The sequence below is a fragment of the Salinicoccus jeotgali genome, assembly GCF_055379195.1.
The window spans coordinates 282,623-302,547 of the sequence record NZ_AP043830.1; the positions used below are offsets into that span (position 1 = coordinate 282,623).

Annotated in this window: 13 protein-coding genes, 6 tRNA genes and 3 rRNA genes; 21 read left to right on the plus strand and 1 reads right to left on the minus strand. The window is 44.9% G+C overall.

Annotated features, from left to right (window positions below):
* The first annotated feature begins 102 nt into the window (after window positions 1-102).
* The 12 genes from ACZ43I_RS01405 to rocF all read left to right on the plus strand — a co-directional run bounded on the left by ACZ43I_RS01405 (window position 103) and on the right by rocF (window position 8,777).
* Complete coding sequence (locus ACZ43I_RS01405; RefSeq protein WP_344703645.1) at window positions 103-1,152, plus strand: Mrp/NBP35 family ATP-binding protein; 1,050 nt, start codon at window positions 103-105, stop codon at window positions 1,150-1,152.
* Window positions 1,153-1,167: 15 nt separating this feature from the next.
* Complete coding sequence (locus tag ACZ43I_RS01410; RefSeq protein ID WP_344703647.1) at window positions 1,168-1,938, plus strand: KinB-signaling pathway activation protein; 771 nt, start codon at window positions 1,168-1,170, stop codon at window positions 1,936-1,938.
* A 423-nt stretch (window positions 1,939-2,361) separates the two neighbouring features.
* Window positions 2,362-3,914, plus strand: a 16S ribosomal RNA gene (locus ACZ43I_RS01415).
* Between the two features lie 224 nt (window positions 3,915-4,138).
* Window positions 4,139-7,015 (plus strand): 23S ribosomal RNA (locus ACZ43I_RS01420).
* Window positions 7,016-7,104: 89 nt separating this feature from the next.
* Window positions 7,105-7,219: ribosomal RNA gene (rrf, locus tag ACZ43I_RS01425) — 5S ribosomal RNA — on the plus strand.
* The 16S, 23S and 5S rRNA genes sit together here with 6 tRNA genes alongside, the layout of an rRNA operon.
* Window positions 7,220-7,233: 14 nt before the next feature.
* A tRNA-Asn gene (locus ACZ43I_RS01430) sits at window positions 7,234-7,308 on the plus strand.
* A gap of 28 nt (window positions 7,309-7,336) precedes the next feature.
* A tRNA-Glu gene (locus ACZ43I_RS01435) sits at window positions 7,337-7,408 on the plus strand.
* Window positions 7,409-7,418: 10 nt separating this feature from the next.
* Window positions 7,419-7,491, plus strand: a tRNA-Val gene (locus ACZ43I_RS01440).
* 4 nt (window positions 7,492-7,495) lie between these two features.
* A tRNA-Tyr gene (locus ACZ43I_RS01445) sits at window positions 7,496-7,576 on the plus strand.
* A gap of 9 nt (window positions 7,577-7,585) precedes the next feature.
* A tRNA-Gln gene (locus ACZ43I_RS01450) sits at window positions 7,586-7,660 on the plus strand.
* A gap of 1 nt (window position 7,661) precedes the next feature.
* Window positions 7,662-7,734 (plus strand) — tRNA-Lys (locus ACZ43I_RS01455).
* A 131-nt stretch (window positions 7,735-7,865) separates the two neighbouring features.
* Complete coding sequence (rocF, locus tag ACZ43I_RS01460) at window positions 7,866-8,777, plus strand: arginase (protein ID WP_344703282.1); 912 nt, start codon at window positions 7,866-7,868, stop codon at window positions 8,775-8,777.
* Between the two features lie 91 nt (window positions 8,778-8,868).
* Here rocF and ACZ43I_RS01465 read toward each other — a convergent pair whose 3' ends face one another.
* The gene (locus ACZ43I_RS01465; RefSeq protein WP_344703284.1) at window positions 8,869-9,324 is read right to left on the minus strand and encodes an ArsR/SmtB family transcription factor; all 456 of its coding nucleotides are present in this window, start codon (window positions 9,322-9,324) and stop codon (window positions 8,869-8,871) included.
* A 162-nt stretch (window positions 9,325-9,486) separates the two neighbouring features.
* On the opposite strand from ACZ43I_RS01465, the gene ACZ43I_RS01470 reads away from it, so the two are divergent.
* The 9 genes from ACZ43I_RS01470 to ACZ43I_RS01510 all read left to right on the plus strand — a co-directional run bounded on the left by ACZ43I_RS01470 (window position 9,487) and on the right by ACZ43I_RS01510 (window position 19,912).
* A complete protein-coding gene (locus tag ACZ43I_RS01470) occupies window positions 9,487-10,434 on the plus strand; it encodes a helix-turn-helix domain-containing protein (RefSeq protein WP_344703286.1) in 948 nt (315 codons plus the stop codon).
* 22 nt (window positions 10,435-10,456) lie between these two features.
* Window positions 10,457-11,281, plus strand: coding sequence for a diadenylate cyclase CdaA (gene cdaA, locus ACZ43I_RS01475; protein WP_344703288.1), 825 nt, complete (start codon window positions 10,457-10,459; stop codon window positions 11,279-11,281).
* Entirely contained in the window at window positions 11,268-12,206 is a 939-nt protein-coding gene (locus tag ACZ43I_RS01480) for a CdaR family protein (RefSeq protein WP_344703291.1), read from the plus strand. Before cdaA ends, ACZ43I_RS01480 begins: the two co-directional genes overlap by 14 nt.
* A gap of 25 nt (window positions 12,207-12,231) precedes the next feature.
* Window positions 12,232-13,581, plus strand: coding sequence for a phosphoglucosamine mutase (glmM, locus tag ACZ43I_RS01485; protein WP_344703293.1), 1,350 nt, complete (start codon window positions 12,232-12,234; stop codon window positions 13,579-13,581).
* A 315-nt stretch (window positions 13,582-13,896) separates the two neighbouring features.
* Entirely contained in the window at window positions 13,897-15,699 is a 1,803-nt protein-coding gene (glmS, locus tag ACZ43I_RS01490; RefSeq protein ID WP_344703295.1) for a glutamine--fructose-6-phosphate transaminase (isomerizing), read from the plus strand.
* Window positions 15,700-15,912: 213 nt separating this feature from the next.
* Window positions 15,913-16,674 carry a SurA N-terminal domain-containing protein gene (locus ACZ43I_RS01495; protein ID WP_344703298.1) on the plus strand — a complete coding sequence of 254 codons (762 nt, stop codon included), beginning with the start codon at window positions 15,913-15,915 and terminating at the stop codon, window positions 16,672-16,674.
* Between the two features lie 301 nt (window positions 16,675-16,975).
* Window positions 16,976-19,108, plus strand: a complete 2,133-nt coding sequence (locus ACZ43I_RS01500) for an ATP-dependent Clp protease ATP-binding subunit (protein ID WP_344703299.1) — start codon at window positions 16,976-16,978, stop codon at window positions 19,106-19,108.
* 136 nt (window positions 19,109-19,244) lie between these two features.
* Entirely contained in the window at window positions 19,245-19,703 is a 459-nt protein-coding gene (locus ACZ43I_RS01505; protein ID WP_464761680.1) for a transposase, read from the plus strand.
* A gap of 26 nt (window positions 19,704-19,729) precedes the next feature.
* Window positions 19,730-19,912 carry a hypothetical protein gene (locus ACZ43I_RS01510; protein ID WP_464761765.1) on the plus strand — a complete coding sequence of 61 codons (183 nt, stop codon included), beginning with the start codon at window positions 19,730-19,732 and terminating at the stop codon, window positions 19,910-19,912.
* Window positions 19,913-19,925: the final 13 nt, after the last annotated feature.

Genomic DNA, 19,925 nt, shown 5'->3' on the forward strand with positions numbered 1-19,925 from the left:
CAAACACTTCGGCCATAAAGTGTTTGGTTTTTTTCATTATAAATAGAATATGTTGTGTTATCATGGATGTATTAACCATAAGGCGTAAAGGAGAATTTTTAAATGCTTACTAGAGAGCAAGTGGAAGAAATCGTCGGCAACATAAATGATCCAATCTTGAATGTACCTATATCTGAAACAGAGGGCATCCAGGAAATCAGCATCAAAGAGGAAAAAAATCATGTAAGTGTAAAAGTGGCAATCGGCCGCCTCGGTGGTCAGGAGCAGCTTGATCTGCAGATGAAAATCGTAAATGCAGTAAAAGAAGCAGGCGCAGATACAGTAGGCCTCAGGTTCGATGAACTGGATGAAGAGACAATCGAACGCCATAGAGGCACTTCGGGCAGTGAAGTGGAAAATCGCTTCAAAGATAATGATACAGCGTTCATTTCTATCGCCTCCGGAAAAGGTGGGGTCGGTAAATCGACGGTAGCAGTCAATTTGGCGGTCTCATTGGCGGAGAAAGGTAAGAAAGTCGGACTCATAGATGCGGACATATACGGATTTAGTGTGCCTGATATGATGGGCATTACCGAAAAACCTGGAATTAAGGATAAAACAATCATTCCTGTTGAAAGATACGGGGTAAAGGTTATTTCCATGGCATTTTTTGTCGAAGAGAACACACCGGTGATCTGGAGAGGTCCTATGCTCGGCAAGATGATCAGCAGTTTCTTTAATGAAGTCGATTGGGGAGACCTTGACTATCTTCTCCTGGATCTACCTCCTGGTACTGGAGATGTAGCACTTGATGTCCATCAGCTGTTGCCGCACAGTAAGGAAATAATAGTAACCACACCACATCCGACAGCCGCATTCGTCGCTGCCCGGGCAGGTGCAATGGCACAGCATACTGATCATGATATCATTGGTGTCATAGAAAACATGAGTTACTTTGAGAGTGAACTTACAGAAGAGAAGGAATATGTTTTTGGACAGGGCGGTGGACAGAAACTTGCTGATGAACTAAGTGTGCCACTGCTTGGCCAGTTGCCTCTCGGCCAACCTAAATGGGACAAAGAAGATTTTGCGCCTTCAGTCTACGGGGCAGATCATCAGATAGGAAAGATCTATCGTGAGATTGCAGAAAATGTAATTGATGAAAGTAAATAGCCGGGGGATTATAGTATGACATCTAAGTATCTTGTGAGGTTCTATTTCAGGACACTGCTCCTCGGTATGATCATTACAGCTCTGGTGAGCATGGTTACAGAGTATGAGAATGTAACGCGATATCTTTTTGTAGGGCAATTTGGTGAATTTCTTGCTGGCCTGATTTGGTTTCTTGGGTATGGGTTGTTGATTGCTACAGTAAGTCAAGTGGCATTCTTCATCTATCTGTTCATTCATCCATTAGGTATGGGGCTTTTCAGGAAGCTATGGCCATATATACAATTGTTATTGGTAATCTATGCAGTATTCGATCTTTTCTATGTTAGATTTTACCGCTTTGGCAAAGAAGCGGGTGATGTAATCGACTATATATGGATTCCGATCATTGTAGTCATTGCCGGCTTTATAGTCGCGTGGTGGAAAGACCGCGATGCGCGCGGCACACAAGTTTTCATACCGTCACTCTTCTATATGGTATTCATGACTTCGATTGCCCTGATTCCTTTCCTGAACGTAGAAGATACAGCTTGGATCTATCGTTCAATCTTTACGTTGGTGGCAGTAAATGCATTCCAACTTATAATGTTACCTAAGTATATTGAAGCGTCAGAGCAGGAAAAACGTGAACGCGGTAGGGTCACAAAGGCAGAACGCAACGAAGAAAAGAGAAGAGCAATGGCACAGAGCGATGAGCGCCAGAAACAAAAAGAAGCTGGCCAGGTTAAAGTAAACAATAAGATGAAGTACAAGAATAAGACGAGACAGAATACATCCAAGAAGAAATGATAAAGGCGGTGCATAGCACTGCCTTTTCAATTGGTGTAACAATGCACGATAAAAAAGCTGCGCACCGTTGACACTCTAAAGAGACCTTGTTATGATATAAAAGTCGCTGAAAACAGACGGCAGCTTACCAGCAGCAAGCAACTTAAAATAAAAATAAAAAAAGGTTGCAAGCGAAACGGTAAGATGTTATAGTAGAGAAGTCGCTGAAAACAGCAGGCAAGTATTTGAAATCTACAAGAGCAATCTTGGAAAAGAAAAATAAAGATTGCAAATGAGTAAGTCAAATGCTACGATAGTAAAGCAGTCAACGAGAGAACATTGAAAACTGAATGACAATATGTCAACGTTAATTCCAATAAAACTGGATGGTTTTACCATTCAACTTGGGCGACAAGTAAAACCGCAACGAGTCAGAGCACTCCAATTATGGAGAGTTTGATCCTGGCTCAGGATGAACGCTGGCGGCGTGCCTAATACATGCAAGTCGAACGCGCAGCCCCGGAGCTTGCTCTGGGGTCTGCGAGTGGCGGACGGGTGAGTAACACGTAGGCAACCTACCCATCAGACTGGGATAACCGCGGGAAACCGTGGCTAATACCGGATAATCCTTATTCCCGCAGGGGGATAAGTTGAAAGGCGGTCTTTGACTGCCACTGATGGATGGGCCTGCGGCGCATTAGCTAGTTGGTGGGGTAAGGGCCCACCAAGGCGACGATGCGTAGCCGACCTGAGAGGGTGATCGGCCACACTGGGACTGAGACACGGCCCAGACTCCTACGGGAGGCAGCAGTAGGGAATCTTCCGCAATGGACGCAAGTCTGACGGAGCAACGCCGCGTGAGTGAAGAAGGGTTTCGGCTCGTAAAACTCTGTTGTCAGGGAAGAACGCCGGTGGGAGTAACTGTCCATCGGGTGACGGTACCTGACCAGAAAGCCACGGCTAACTACGTGCCAGCAGCCGCGGTAATACGTAGGTGGCAAGCGTTATCCGGAATTATTGGGCGTAAAGCGCGCGTAGGCGGTTCGTTAAGTCTGATGTGAAAGCCCCCGGCTCAACCGGGGAGGGTCATTGGAAACTGGCGAACTTGAGTGCAGAAGAGGAGAGTGGAATTCCATGTGTAGCGGTGAAATGCGCAGAGATATGGAGGAACACCAGTGGCGAAGGCGGCTCTCTGGTCTGCAACTGACGCTGATGTGCGAAAGCGTGGGGATCAAACAGGATTAGATACCCTGGTAGTCCACGCCGTAAACGATGAGTGCTAAGTGTTAGGGGGTTTCCGCCCCTTAGTGCTGCAGCAAACGCATTAAGCACTCCGCCTGGGGAGTACGGCCGCAAGGCTGAAACTCAAAGGAATTGACGGGGACCCGCACAAGCGGTGGAGCATGTGGTTTAATTCGAAGCAACGCGAAGAACCTTACCAAATCTTGACATCCTCTGACCGCCATGGAGACATGGCTTCCCTTCGGGGCAGAGTGACAGGTGGTGCATGGTTGTCGTCAGCTCGTGTCGTGAGATGTTGGGTTAAGTCCCGCAACGAGCGCAACCCTTATCATTAGTTGCCAGCATTCAGTTGGGCACTCTAGTGAGACTGCCGGTGACAAACCGGAGGAAGGTGGGGATGACGTCAAATCATCATGCCCCTTATGATTTGGGCTACACACGTGCTACAATGGACAGGTTACAAAGGGCAGCTACGCCGCGAGGCCAAGCGAATCCCATAAAACTGTTCTCAGTTCGGATTGGAGTCTGCAACTCGACTCCATGAAGCTGGAATCGCTAGTAATCGTGGATCAGAATGCCACGGTGAATACGTTCCCGGGTCTTGTACACACCGCCCGTCACACCACGGAAGTCGGTAACACCTGAAGCCGGTGGGCCAACCTTTATGGAGGCAGCCGTCGAAGGTGGGACCGATGACTGGGGTGAAGTCGTAACAAGGTAGCCGTATCGGAAGGTGCGGCTGGATCACCTCCTTTCTAAGGAATATAACGGAACGTCCCTTTGGGACGGCGGGATTAACGATTGACATATTGTATTCAGTTTTGAATGGTCTTCATTGACGATTCAACCCTTGCACATTGAAAACCGTATAGAAGCAATGCGAAAAATGATTTTAACCGAAATCAAGCGTAGAAACCGAGAACTGAAGAGTTCATAAAAACACGCGTTGTGTCGCAAGACACACTCACAAATTCATTGCGATTAAGTAATGAAGGGCGCACGGTGGATGCCTTGGCACCAAGAGCCGATGAAGGACGGAACCAACACCGATATGCTTTGGGGAGCTGTAAGTAAGCGTTGAACCAAAGATTTCCGAATGGGGGAACCCCGCACATTAGTGCGACTTTCAGGTGAATACATAGCCTGAGAGAGGTAGACCCGGGGAACTGAAACATCTTAGTACCCGGAGGAAGAGAAAGAAAAATCGATTCCCTGAGTAGCGGCGAGCGAAACGGGAAGAGCCCAAACCAGTCTTTGACTGGGGTTGTAGGACACCGAAAAAGCAGATTGAAGCGAGCAGAAGCGACTGGAAAGTCGCACCATAGGGGGTAACAGTCCCGTATGCGAAGTTTTGATCTGTGGCGGTGTATCCTGAGTACGGCGGAACACGAGAAATTCCGTCGGAAACTGGGAGGACCATCTCCCAAGGCTAAATACTTCTTGGTGACCGATAGTGAACCAGTACCGTGAGGGAAAGGTGAAAAGCACCCCGGAAGGGGAGTGAAATAGAACCTGAAACCGTGTGCTTACAAGTAGTCAGAGCCCGTTAATGGGTGATGGCGTGCCTTTTGTAGAATGAACCGGCGAGTTGTGATTGCATGCGAGGTTAAGCAGCGAATGTGGAGCCGTAGCGAAAGCGAGTCTGAATAGGGCGTCTAGTATGGGGTTGCAGACCCGAAACCAGGTGATCTACCCATGTCCAGGCTGAAGTCCAGGTAACACTGGATGGAGGGCCGAACCGACTTACGTTGAAAAGTGACCGGATGAGGTGTGGGTAGCGGAGAAATTCCAATCGAACCTGGAGATAGCTGGTTCTCTCCGAAATATATTTAGGTATAGCCTCGTGTTAGCATCGTGGAGGTAGAGCACTGTTTGGACGAGGGGCCCATCCCGGGTTACCGAATTCAGACAAACTCCGAATGCCACCTATGTGATGCACGGGAGTCAGACAGCGGGTGATAAGGTCCGTTGTCGAGAGGGAAACAGCCCAGACCACCAGTTAAGGTCCCAAAATATATGTTGAGTGGAAAAGGATGTGGCGTTGCACAGACAACTAGCATGTTGGCTTAGAAGCAGCCATCATTTAAAGAGTGCGTAATAGCTCACTAGTCAAGTGACGCTGCGCCGAAAATGTACCGGGGCTAAACATATTACCGAAACTGTGGATCAATTATATTGATGGTAGGAGAGCGTTCCGATTGCACAGAAGCATGATCGTGAGGACATGTGGAGCGATCGGAAGTGAGAATGCCGGTGTGAGTAGCGAAAGACGGGTGAGAATCCCGTCCACCGAACGACTAAGGTTTCCAGAGGAAGGCTCGTCCGCTCTGGGTTAGTCGGGACCTAAGCCGAGGCGAAACTGCGTAGGCGATGGATAACAGGTAGAAATTCCTGTACCGGTGATGTGTGTTTGAGCGATGTGGTGACGCAGGAGGAGAAGCAGAGCGTGCGGAAGGAAGTGCACGTCCAAGCATCGAGTCGTCAGGGTAGGCAAATCCGCCCTGTGTAACGACGAGATGTGATGGGGAGCCGAAAATAGTAGGCGAAGCTGTGGGTTCACACTGCCAAGAAAACCCGCTAGTGAATACATTACCGCCCGTACCGCAAACCGACACAGGTAGTTGGGAAGAGAATTCTAAGGTGAGCGAGCGAACTCTCGTTAAGGAACTCGGCAAAATGACCCCGTAACTTCGGGAGAAGGGGTGCTCATGAAAATGAGCCGCAGTGAATAGGCCCAAGCGACTGTTTATCAAAAACACAGGTCTCTGCCAAACCGAAAGGTGACGTATAGGGGCTGACGCCTGCCCGGTGCTGGAAGGTTAAGAGGAGCGCTCAGCGTAAGCGAAGGTGCGAATCGAAGCCCCAGTAAACGGCGGCCGTAACTATAACGGTCCTAAGGTAGCGAAATTCCTTGTCAGGTAAGTTCTGACCCGCACGAAAGGCGTAACGATTTGGGCACTGTCTCAACGAGAGGCTCGGTGAAATCATAGTACCTGTGAAGATGCAGGTTACCCGCGACAGGACGGAAAGACCCCGTGGAGCTTTACTGTAGCCTGATATTGAACCTCGACCTCACTTGTACAGGATAGGTGGGAGCCGTTGATGCGTGGACGCCAGTCTACGTGGAGGCACTGGTGGGATACCACCCTGGTGATGTTGAGATTCTAACCCGCACCCGTAATCCGGGTGGGAGACAGTGTCAGGTGGACAGTTTGACTGGGGCGGTCGCCTCCTAAAGAGTAACGGAGGCGCTCAAAGGTTCCCTCAGAATGGTTGGAAATCATTCATAGAGTGTAAAGGTATAAGGGAGCTTGACTGCGAGACAGACACGTCGAGCAGGGTCGAAAGACGGACTTAGTGATCCGGTGGTTCCGCATGGAAGGGCCATCGCTCAACGGATAAAAGCTACCCCGGGGATAACAGGCTTATCTCCCCCAAGAGTTCACATCGACGGGGAGGTTTGGCACCTCGATGTCGGCTCATCGCATCCTGGGGCTGTAGTCGGTCCCAAGGGTTGGGCTGTTCGCCCATTAAAGCGGTACGCGAGCTGGGTTCAGAACGTCGTGAGACAGTTCGGTCCCTATCCGTCGTGGGCGTAGGAAATTTGAGAGGCGCTGTCCTTAGTACGAGAGGACCGGGATGGACATACCACTGGTGTACCAGTTGTCGTGCCAACGGCATCGCTGGGTAGCTATGTATGGTCGGGATAAGTGCTGAAAGCATCTAAGCATGAAGCCCCCCTCAAGATGAGATTTCCCCATTAGATCCCTCAGAGATGATGAGGTAGATAGGTTCGGCGTGTAAGTGTGGCGACACATTGAGCGGACGAATACTAATCGATCGATGACTTATTCAAATGAAGAAAACCGTGTATGGTTTACTACGCAAACGCATTGCTTCTATCCGGTTTTGAATGTCCAAGGGGCATTCAAGCATGCCATATTGTCCGGTGGCAATCGCGGAGAGGCCCCACCTGTTCCCATGCCGAACACAGCAGTTAAGCTCTCCAGCGCCGATGGTAGTTGGACTGACGTCCCGTGAGAGTAGGACGCCGCCGGGCAATTTATAGATTGATCCACAGTAGCTCAGTGGTAGAGCTATCGGCTGTTAACCGATCGGTCGTAGGTTCGAATCCTACCTGTGGAGCCATTTTTTTGTTTTAAATAAAATTTATTCTGGCCCGTTGGTCAAGCGGTTAAGACACCGCCCTTTCACGGCGGTAACACGGGTTCGAGTCCCGTACGGGTCATTTATCTTCAGGAGAATTAGCTCAGCTGGGAGAGCATCTGCCTTACAAGCAGAGGGTCGGCGGTTCGAACCCGTCATTCTCCATTACGGAGGAGTAGCGAAGTGGCTAAACGCGGCGGACTGTAAATCCGCTCCTTCGGGTTCGGCAGTTCGAATCTGCCCTCCTCCATTTCATTATTGGGCTGTCGCCAAGCGGTAAGGCAACGGTTTTTGGTACCGTCATGCACAGGTTCGAATCCTGTCAGCCCAGCCATGAGCCATTAGCTCAGTTGGTAGAGCATCTGACTTTTAATCAGAGGGTCAGAGGTTCGAATCCTCTATGGCTCATCATTAAGACACTTTCTAATCGAAAGTGTCTTTTTTTTTTATGTTTTATGCGGAATATTATTTATATTTGCATAAAAATCCGATGTTGTATATTATGTATGTTGTGAGAATTAACTGAAAAGGGGATAGTTATGAATCAGAATATACATATTATCGGTGCAGCGACAACATTCGGACAACCAAGGTTGGGAGTAGATCTTGGGCCGGACGCAATACGATATGCAGGTCTTGATAAAGCGCTCTATTCGTTAGGTTACACTGTTACTGACGCGGGGGATATACGAAGCAAGTATCGGGTTAATGCTTCCAATCATTCTGTTAAGAATGAAACGAATCTATTAAATTATAAAGAGGTGATGGATTTCAGCCTTGAGCTTGCGGCTGAAGTTGACAACACAGTTTCTTCAGGACATTTTCCTTTGATACTTGGAGGAGATCATTCTTTATCGATTGGTTCTTTAGCAGGCATAAGCAAGCACTATGAAGATTTGGGAGTCATTTGGTACGATGCGCACGGTGACCTCAATGATAGCCGTACATCACCTTCTGGTAACATCCACGGGATGCCATTGGGTATATCATGCGGAGTGGGAGACGAGGATTTGGTCAATCTCTACAATCGGGGTATAAAGGTAAAACCGCAAAATGTAGTGCTTATAGGTATGAGAGATCTGGATGAAGGTGAAAAATTATATATTAAAGAGAATGATATATTGACATTTACAATGGGTGACATCAGAGCTAAAGGCATAGAAAATGTTATGAAGGAAGCTCTGGTCCATTTGGAGGGACGCACAGATGGCATTCACCTATCAGTCGATGTAGATGCCTTGGATCCACTGGAAACACCGGGCACGGGTACTCCAGTAGATGGAGGATTATCGCTCTCTGAGTCACAGCTCGCTATGGAGATGCTGAATGAGAGTGAGAGAATAACCTCAATGGATTTGGTGGAAGTGAACCCTCTACTTGATGAGAAGAATAAAACAGCAGAGAAAGCAGTGAAGATTGCAGAAAGCCTATTTGGAAAAAAGCAACTTTAATTGATAAAAAACCTGTAGCCGTGTTGAGGCGAATCCAAAACGTTCAATTTTGGGCTTCACTTCATTCCGGTACAGGTTTTTTAATCCGTATTCACTCTTCTCCTATGGGCATGATCTGGACCTTGTAGTCTTTTGAGTTTTTTGTATCTTTTTTTACTGAGCTATCTTTAACGAACTTTTTCAGCTCTTTTTTAAAGGATTTAAGATCATCTTCTTTAATTCTTAAGTTATAGGACATGCTATCCTTCTTCTTTTCATCTGAACTATATTTAAGAAGATCTATATTAGGGACTACTTTTTTAGCGATGGGTTCATAAAACTTCTGTACAATACTATTCTTCTCTTCTGTCTTCACAACATGGATAATTCCATTTTTGAGCAGTTCATTCAAATGGTAATGAATTTTTGCACGAGGAATCTCAAGTTCATCAGCAAGCATCTGTCCTGTCTTTGGTTTTTCTCCAAGCATTGTGAGGAGTTGGATGCGAAATGGATCACTGACACTTTTTAATTGAGCAAGATTATCTATTACAAGCAGTTTTTTCACATTTAACACCCCTTATAATGTATGTTTATAGTATGATTAAGTGAAATTGTTATGTCAACGGAATAAACATCCATTTATTTGACTGATAACACTTGTAACATTTGTTGCATAAAGGGCAATTTGATATGATGGAATTGTTAAGTAAGTGGAGGGGGCGCCTTTATGATAGGACAGCGTATTAAGGAAATCCGCAACAATAATAATCTGACTCAAGAAGAATTGGCTGAGGGAATCATTTCCAGAACCTATTTAAGTCTTATTGAAAAGGGCAGTGTCCATCCTTCCACAAACGTTTTGATTAAGCTGAGTGAGCGGTTGAACTGTTCAGTCAATGATTTTATGCAGGAAGTTTCCCATTTCCGGTATAATGATGTAGAAATACTGCGCGAAATCTCTTATTATGAACAGAAGGTGGATCAGGGCGACTATACCTCGTTTGAATATTTCATCGATAAAGAATATCAGAAGGTGGATGAAGTCCCAGCACCGGATAATGGCAGGATCCATTTATTATATGCTAAGTATTATAGGCATATTGGAGACGGACAGAATCTTAATGTACATATCGATCAGGCCGTAAAACTTCTCTCATCTGTCTCCTTCAATCAAACCTACATTGATGCGATTCTCCTCAAAGTGGAGTTGATGGTCGAAGAAAGTAGGGTGGAGGCCGCCCTAGATTTGTTGGAAGATACTTTATTCACGATCCTCCGATTTTCCGATCAGAATTTCGGAGTGATTCGCATCATGTTCGCTGTGGCCGATTGTTATCAGAGATGCGGAGAATATCTTACATCACTCAGGATGCTTAAAAGAGTGGAAAAGCAGTCCAGGATGCTTCAAATCCAATACAAACCAGATGAGCTCGCTATAATTGAAGGAAAGAATTTTGCGATGACTGGTAATTATGAACTGCTTCAAAAAAGAGTGGAGAACATAAACAGTCCAGAGGCAAAATTATTGATGTGTTACGCCACTTTTAAAAAAGGGGACTTTGGAAGTGCCGCAGCACTTTTTGATGATATCAAATCTGATATCCCGACTGTGAGAAATGATGGAGTACTTTCTTTAATCCATGACGAATTGGAAAAAGAATTCGACAGTATATGAATGATTAAGTGAGGGACATATTATGCAGATGGACAGTGTTTTAGGGAATTTCACAACAGCTACTATAATTACAAGTATTGTCGATCTGCTGATCGTATGGTATGTCATTTACCTTTTGATGACAGTGATGAAAGGTACAAAAGCAATTCAGCTGATCAAAGGTATATTCTTCATTCTCATCGGCCGGTCGATAAGTAACTATTTTGATCTTACCACGACCACTCAGATGTTCGATACAGTTTTAGAATGGGGTTTCCTGGCAATAATCGTAATCTTCCAGCCTGAATTAAGGCGTGCCCTGGAGCAGCTTGGGCGGGGCAGCCTGTTCCGTAAGAATGGCAATGGAAGTGCTACATCGGAACACGATAAACTTAGGGAAGCAATGGTGAAATCAGTGCGTTATATGGCTAAGCGGCGCATCGGGGCACTGATTGTTTTTGAAAGGGAAACTGGGTTGAAGGATTATATAGAAACAGGCATACCCATAAATGGAAATATAAGTTCAGAACTGCTGATCAATATATTCATACCAAACACCCCACTGCATGACGGGGCAATGATTATCCAAGGGGACCAGATAGCTACGGCAGCGAGTTATCTTCCATTATCCGACAGCAACAAAATAGCTAAGAATCTTGGTACGAGGCACCGTGCCGCGGTAGGGATATCGGAAGTGACTGATGCCTTCACAGTGGTTGTGTCAGAAGAGACAGGAAACATTTCTGTTTCATACGATAGCAGCCTGACTAAGGAAATTACACTTGAAGAGCTGGATGACCTGCTGAAGACACATTGGAACATACTTCCACCTGTGAAGGAAGGAGGCGGTTTGTTTGCTAGAAAGTAAATGGGGGCTCAGATTTGTCGCCTTGGCATTGGCACTGTTCATGTTCTTGTCGGTCAATAATGTATTTGATGAATTGTTGAATGCGGACAACGATACAGCAGATATGGAAATAATTGAGGATGTCCCAGTAGAAATACTTTATGAAGAAGAAGATTATTATGTGTCAGGTGCTCCTGAACAAGTCAATGTACAATTATTCGGTAATGCTTCGAATATCAAAAGGCTCCAGACCACACGGGATCTGACTGTCTATCTGGATTTGAGGAATCGTGATATCGGGGAATATGAAGAACACTTTACAATAGAAGGTCTGCCAGAAAATGTGACGGCAGAAATAGTCCCACAATCAGCGAATGTAGATATACAGGAGCTTGTAACGAAAACATTTGAAGTGCAGGCAGAAGTCAGTGACAGTCGTATAGGATCAGATCATGAACTTAAATCAATTACGGTGGAGCCTGAAACAATCACGGTCGTGGGTGGAGAAAGTCAGATGAATCGTATACAATATGTACGTGCCACTTTAAGTGATAATTCAAAAATCACTGAAGATCGCGTTGAAGAAGCTGAAGTCAGCGTATTTGATGCCCAATTCAACAAACTGGACGTCAAGCTAGATCCAGGACGTGTCCGGGTTGAAATTAAAGTTGATGAACGAAGCAAGGAAGTACCAGTAAGCTTTGAGGTGAATGGCCAAGTAAAAAAGGGATATTCATTAAAAAATGTAGACCTCAATTATGAAACGGTAGAAGTATTCGGTTCAGAAGACATATTATCAGGAATCGATGAAATGAATGTAGATGTTGATATAGACGGCTTAAGCCAATCGACTTCACAAGATGTGAAAATCGATCTGCCGGAAAATGTGGACCGCACAGAACCGGCAGTTTTTCAAGCAAAAATACAGGTTGAGGAAAACAGTTAAATCTTGGATTAAAAAGGAGAAAGAGATGGGTAAATATTTTGGAACTGATGGAGTCAGAGGTGTTGCAAACACTGAACTTACTCCCGAATTAGCGTTTAAGCTTGGCAGATTTGGCGGCTATATATTAGCGGGAAATGACAACACTAACCCTACCGTATTGGTAGGACGCGACACACGCATTTCAGGGGAAATGCTTGAATCCGCTCTCGTGGCTGGACTTTTATCAATTGGAGCAGAAGTGATGCGACTTGGTGTCATCTCGACTCCAGGCGTCGCTTATCTGACCAAGGAGATGGATGCGGACGCAGGCATCATGATTTCAGCTTCACATAATCCTGTAGGGGATAACGGCATCAAATTCTTCGGATCCGATGGATTTAAACTGAGTGACGACCAGGAAGCTGAAATAGAAAAACTTCTGGATACAGAGAAAGATACATTACCAAGACCGATAGGTGCTGAACTTGGCAGCAAATCGGATTATTACGAAGGTGGACAAAAATATATAAGTTACCTGAAGTCCACAGTAGATGTCGAACTCGAAGGCATGAAGATTGGCCTGGATGGTGCACATGGTTCGACGTATTCCCTGGCACCTTATCTTTTTGGTGATTTGGAAGCAGATACAGTGACCATCGGCTGTAACCCTGACGGCAAGAATATAAATGCGGGCGTCGGGTCAACTCACCCTGAAAAACTTGCAGAGCTTGTTGTAGAAGAAGGGTGCGATTTCGGTTTCGCTTTCGATGGGGACGGCGATAGGATAATAGCAGTGGATGAAAAGGGTAATATTGTAGACGGTGATAAGATCATGTTCATCCTAGCTCAGCATATGAAATCAGAAGGTATGCTGAAAGATGATATGGTTGTATCGACAGTCATGAGTAATCTAGGTTTCTACAAAGCATTGGAAGCCCATAAGCTCAGAAGTGACAAGACTAAAGTCGGAGATAGATATGTTGTTGAAGAGATGAGAGCAGGAGGGTATAGCCTCGGCGGCGAACAATCCGGCCATATCATCATGATGGACTACAATACAACAGGCGACGGGCTTTTGACAGGTGCCCACCTCGCAGCGATCATCAAATCCTCCGGCAAGACGCTGGGACAACTTGCAAAACAAGTTGAGACGTATCCTCAGGAATTGGTGAATATCCGGGTTTCAGACAAATATAATGTCGTCAAAAATGAAAAAGTGTCTAAAAAGATTGAAGAAGTTGAGAAGGAAATGAATGGCAATGGTCGCGTCCTTGTCAGAGCTTCGGGTACAGAACCACTTGTCCGGGTAATGACTGAAGCGGAAACAGAAGAACTATCAAGCAGTTATGCCAATGCTATAGCTGAAGTGGTTCAACAGGAAATGGGACTCGAATAAATTTTAGGCTCCCGGATGAATAATCCGGAAGCCTGTTTTTTGAGAAGACGGTATTCATTAATCTATGTTTATATTGCGGTAGGAAAGCATTTCCATTAGAATGAAACCACTGACAGTGAAGGAGAATAAAGAGAATTTAAGAAATCGGAATAGCGCCTGGACAGGTTTTCCTGTTGACGAGGAGGACAGTTATCGAAAATCGGCGGATGCTGTCCCGGGTACTAAAGTATTCGTGAAGCCAATTGATAAAACTGCCGGGTGACTGGCGGGACAGAACATTGGCATGGATCTACCAAATCGGAAAGGATGTTTTTTATGTGTGGAATTGTTGGTTATATAGGAAGCAAAGATGTTAAGAATATATTGCTTAACGGTCTTGAAAAAATGGAGTATCGCGGCTATGATTCCGCAGGTATCGGTGTCAGGAATGAACAGGAAGTAAAAGTCTTCAAAGAAAAGGGCAGAATTAAGGATTTGACTGAAAAGGTTGATATGGATTTCGCTTCGACAGCAGGCATCGGTCATACAAGGTGGGCCACCCACGGTGTACCGAACGTCAAAAACGCCCACCCACACCAAAGCACTGATAAACGTTTTACATTAGTTCATAACGGTGTCATTGAAAATTATGAGCAGATTAGAGAAACTTACATCCCGGATGTTGAATTGGTTTCAAGCACTGATTCTGAAATCATCGTCGAGATCATCGCCAAGTTCGCGGCGGAAGGAATGACTACTGAAGAAGCTTTCACGAAAACTTTGGACCTTCTACATGGATCATATGCCATTGGTCTGCTGGATGAAGAGGAGCCGGAAGTCATCTATTCAGCTAAGAACAAATCCCCACTTCTGCTCGGTAAGGGCGAAGGTTTTAATGTCATCACTTCTGATGCAATGGCAATGCTTAAGGAAACAAATGAATTTGTTGAATTGATGGATCAGGAGATTGTCCTTCTGAAAAAAGATGAAATCATCATTAAGGATGCTTTGGGTAAAGAAATTCAAAGAGAATCCTTCATAGCCGAGATCGATGAGAGCGAAGTTGAAAAAGGGACTTACGATCATTTCATGCTTAAGGAAATCAATGACCAGCCGGCAGCCATGCGCAAAATTATACAGGAATATCAGGATCAGGACGAAAACCTTAAAATTGATGATGCAGTGATAAACCAACTCAAAGGTTCGGACCGTATATACATCATAGCCGCCGGAACAAGTTACCATGCTGGTCTGATCGGCAAAGAGTACTTTGAGAAATGGGCGGGGATGCCGACTGAAGTGCACGTGGCTTCAGAATTCGTCTACAATACGCCACTTCTATCAGAAAACCCACTATTCATCTTCATTTCTCAATCAGGTGAGACAGCAGATAGCCGGGCAGTACTTGTTGATGTCAAAAAGCAGGGACATAAATCCCTGACTGTGACCAATGTACCCGGATCTACCCTCGCCCGGGAAGCGGATGAAACACTTATATTGCATGCGGGCCCTGAAATCGCCGTCGCTTCAACAAAAGCCTACACGGCTCAAATTGCAGTACTCTCGATTCTGGCTCAAGTAACCGCAAGAGAACTCGGCAAAGACATTGAAATCAATCTGATGCGTGAACTCGCTAAAGTTACAACAGCCATCACAGCTGTTATCGATGATGCGCCTGAAATCGAACAGATCGTCAACGAATATCTTGAAACAACAAGAAATGCTTTCTTTATCGGCCGCACTATGGATTATTATGTCGGTGTCGAAGGCGCTTTGAAATTGAAGGAAATATCCTATATTCAAGCAGAAGGTTTTGCTGGCGGTGAGCTTAAGCACGGCACAATCGCATTGATTGAAGAGAATACACCGGTGTTTGCCTTAGCGACACAGGAACGGGTCAATTTGAATATCCGTGGGAATGCCCAGGAAGTTGAAGCAAGAGGGGCTAAAGTATGCATGGTATCCATGGAAGGAATGGATCAGGAGGAGGACACCTATGTCATTCCGCAAGTGCATGAGATGTTGACCCCCCTTGTTTCGGTAGTGGTATATCAGCTTATTGCCTATTATGCTGCGCTACATCGTGGCAACGATGTGGACAAGCCGAGAAATCTCGCAAAATCAGTGACAGTGGAATAGAAAGCAGAACATTTAATGATGCCCTTATGGATTAAAAAACTTCTATAAAGGGCATTATTTTATATTTTCGGTGAGTTAAAAAGTTATATTTACTTCATGTAATGTTCACATTTCAAAAAATAAACAGATATGTCCTCCCTTAAGAAATGGAATTAAGTTCATGGTGTGTTAAAATGACGGACAGTAAGTATTGGAAGGAGTTCTAAAATAATTATGAAAAAAATATTAATGGCTCTAACTCTAGGCACATTGATTCTTGCCTTGGCAGCATGTGGAGGAGAAGAGTCAGCTGAAGATAAGAATGATGATGCGAAGAAAGAAGAAACAGCAAGTAAGGGACAAGAAGGCGAACAGCCAGAAATGCCTGAACCTGAGCTTGATGATGTACCGGACGTCGTGGCAGAAGTGAATGGAGAAGAAGTGAAGAAAGATGAATTTGAAAAAACTTATACAGCACAGTTTCAACAGCTTGCCATCCAGCAGCAGATGGCTGGTGAAGAAGTAGACCAGGGTGAACTGAAAAAGCAGATAGCCGATGGAATGGTCGGTCAGAAGTTACTTGTACAAGAAGCAGAAGAACGTGACTATAAAGCTTCCGATGAAGAAGTGGATGATATGCTTGATGGCCTTGTTAAGCAGAATGGCATGGAATCCAAAGAAGATTTCTATGCTGCCGTAGAAGAGCAGGGCATGTCTAAAGAGGAAATCACCTCCCAAATTAAAACTCAGGTGAAAGTAGATAAGCTGATTGCAGAAGAAACGGGCGAGGTCAAACCGACAGAGAAGGAATTACAGTCACTTTATGATGATGCGAAAGAACAGCGTGAACAAATGGAAGGTGCGGAGGAACTACCATCTTTTGAAGAACTTAAGCCTGAACTGGAATCCCAGATCAAGTCGCAAAAAGAAAGTGAAGCGGTCCAGAAACTCGCTGAAAAGCTTCGTGAGGATGGAGACATCACTATACACCTGTAAAATGCCAGTAAATGAAAAACAATATTCCAACCCCCTGTACCCGGGCTTTAGTACCGGTGCAGGGGTTTTTATTTTAAAGATTCAACGATGGTAGACACCTATAATTATATGCAGATTTTTAAGGTTAATCACTTGAAAGTCAAACAAGGTCAATGTATAATATTTATATAGTCAAAGTTAGTCAAACGCATAAGGCTTCAAATAATTTTTGAAGCAGACTCTTTGAAATGATGATTGAAAGGCTTTATACTATCTATATAGTCAAAGTTAGTCAAAGTCAATTATATAGGAGGTATGATTCATGAAATGCCAAAACTGTGGAATAAATGATGCAAATGTTAATGTTGCAATGAAACTTAACAATAAAAAGGTACAGATGCACTTATGCAACCAATGTTTCCGAGATATTAGACAACAGATGATGAACTCTGATGGATTCCAGTCTGGATTCCCTTTCAATGGTGAAGGACATAATGATGAATATTATGAAGGAAATGGGTCTGGCCATACAGGTACTACCGTCAAGCAGGGTCAAGAAGGTAACGACAGCCTAATAGAACAGCTTGGCAAAAACGTTTCAGAAGCAGCCAGAGCAGGAGAAATTGATCCTGTCATCGGTCGCGAGCAAGAAGTCAAGCGTGTGATCGAGACATTAAATAGGCGGAACAAAAACAATCCGGTATTAATTGGTGAGCCAGGGGTAGGTAAGACGGCCATCGCAGAAGGGTTGGCACTGAAAATTACTGAAAGTGCAGTGCCGACAAAATTGATAGGCAAAGAGATATATATACTCGATGTAGCCTCGCTTGTAGCCAATACGGGTATCCGTGGGCAATTTGAAGAGCGCATGAAGCAATTGATCGAAGAAATACAGCAAAGGGACGACATCATTGTATTTATTGATGAAATCCATCTATTGGTTGGAGCGGGTACGGCAGAGAGCTCACAGATGGATGCAGGAAACATATTGAAACCTGCACTTGCCCGTGGGGAAATGCAACTCATTGGGGCGACTACGTTAAAAGAATATCGTCAGATCGAAAAAGATGCAGCTCTGGAGCGTCGCTTACAACCGATTATAGTGAAAGAACCAACATTGGAAGAAGCGGAACAAATCCTTCAAGGTATCAAGGATCGCTATGAAAATTTCCATGAAGTACGTTATTCCGACGAAGCGATTCATGCTTTTGTATCACTTTCTGACCGCTATATCCAGGACAGGTTTTTGCCGGATAAGGCGATTGATCTGATGGATGAGGTCGGTTCACGGTTGAACTTGGCAAATGCAGAAAACGATGCGCATGCCATACAACAGCATCTCGATGAAATTGAGAAAGAAAAAAACGAGGCGGCAGAACGAGAAGATTATGAAAAAGCAGCAAACTTGAAGTATGTCGAAATCCAACTTGAGAAACAGCTTGAGAAAGCTAAGGATGAAGAGAAGACCATCGACGTTGATGTCTCTGATATCCAGTTGATAATTGAGGAGAAAACTGGCATCCCTGTAACGAAGTTGCAGACAGATGAACAAGAGAAGATGCGTGATCTGGAAGAAAGGATGACGAGTAAAGTCATTGGACAGGAAGAAGCTGTCGCAAAAGTTGCGAAAGCAGTACGTCGCAGTAGGGCAGGTTTGAAATCGAAATACCGTCCGATAGGCTCTTTCCTCTTCGTCGGACCGACCGGGGTCGGCAAGACAGAACTGACTAAAGCATTGGCGGAGGAACTGTTCGGTTCCCGAGAGTCCATGATACGCCTTGATATGAGTGAGTACATGGAGAAGCATGCAGTATCTAAAATCATCGGTTCTCCTCCAGGTTATGTTGGCCACGAGGAAGCTGGACAACTGACTGAAAAAGTGCGGCATAACCCGTACAGCATCATCCTTTTAGATGAGATAGAAAAAGCACATCCTGATGTACAGAACACTTTCCTGCAGATTATGGAAGATGGTCATTTGACAGATTCGCACGGTCGTATGGTCAGTTTCAAGGATACAGTCATCATCATGACAAGTAACGCAGGCACAGGAGTCAATACAGCGAGTGTGGGATTCAATGCAGATGCACATGAGTCTGTATCGACACTGGAGAATCTGAGTGACTACTTTAAACCTGAGTTCCTGAACCGTTTCGATTCAATCATCAACTTCAATGAACTCTCTGAAGATGACCTATTCCTGATAGTCGACCTCATGTTGACAGAACTTCGGGAAGCCGTCGAAGACAACGATATCGGAATCACGATTACGGATGAAGCGAAATATGAACTGGCACGGCTCGGATATGATAAACGATTTGGTGCAAGACCATTAAGAAGGGTCATCCAGGATATGGTTGAGGACCAACTTACAGATCTTATACTGGAAGAGGAAGCGGTAGGCAACGTTGAAGTAAGGTTAGAAGAAGGAGAAGTAAGAGTCGCATTGGTCTAAAAATTGAGATGGACTCGTGTAATATGCGAACTTCTTGAAATGGAAAGCATGAAAAAAGACTTCCGGGGAATTGATTTGACCCCCTCCAGGTTTACAGATGAAATAAAACATCTGTAAACCTGGAGGGGGTTCTTTTATGACTGACAAATATTATTCATTTGAAGAAAAGCTGAAAATGATTCAGGAATTGAGGGTAGGCATCAGTCCAAGCCATATATCCACAAAGCATCAGGTGTCTGTTGAGACACTTAGAAAGTGGCGGATAAAGTATGAGAAGCATGGTGCTGAGGGATTAAAGAAACGGGACAGGCATAGAACATATACCCGCGGCTTTAAAAAAATGGTCGCAAAAGAATATATGAATGGAATGATCTCCACTCACGAACTCGCACACAAATATGACATACCGTCGAAAACAACTGTTCGGAATTGGATTATACGTTACAATAATGGTGAAGAAATAAGAACGACGCGGGAGGGAGCTTCACCATTGACCAAGGGACGGAAAACAACGTACGCAGAACGGGTTGAGATTGCGCAGTATCATGCACAGGGGATATCAGTTATCGTGAACTTGCCGAAAGATTTGAGGTGAGTTACCAGCAGGCCCGGAATATCATTGTGAAATACAAGGAATATGGTGAAATCGGCCTTGAGGACAGACGCGGAAAAGGAAAATCAGAAGACCAGCTCACTGAGACGGACCGCTTGAACAGAGAAATTTCCATGCTCAAAGCAGATAAACGAAAGCTTGAGGTGGAGAACGCCCTGCTAAAAAAGTTGGAGGAACTCGAGAGGGATTAAAATACAGCCGGGT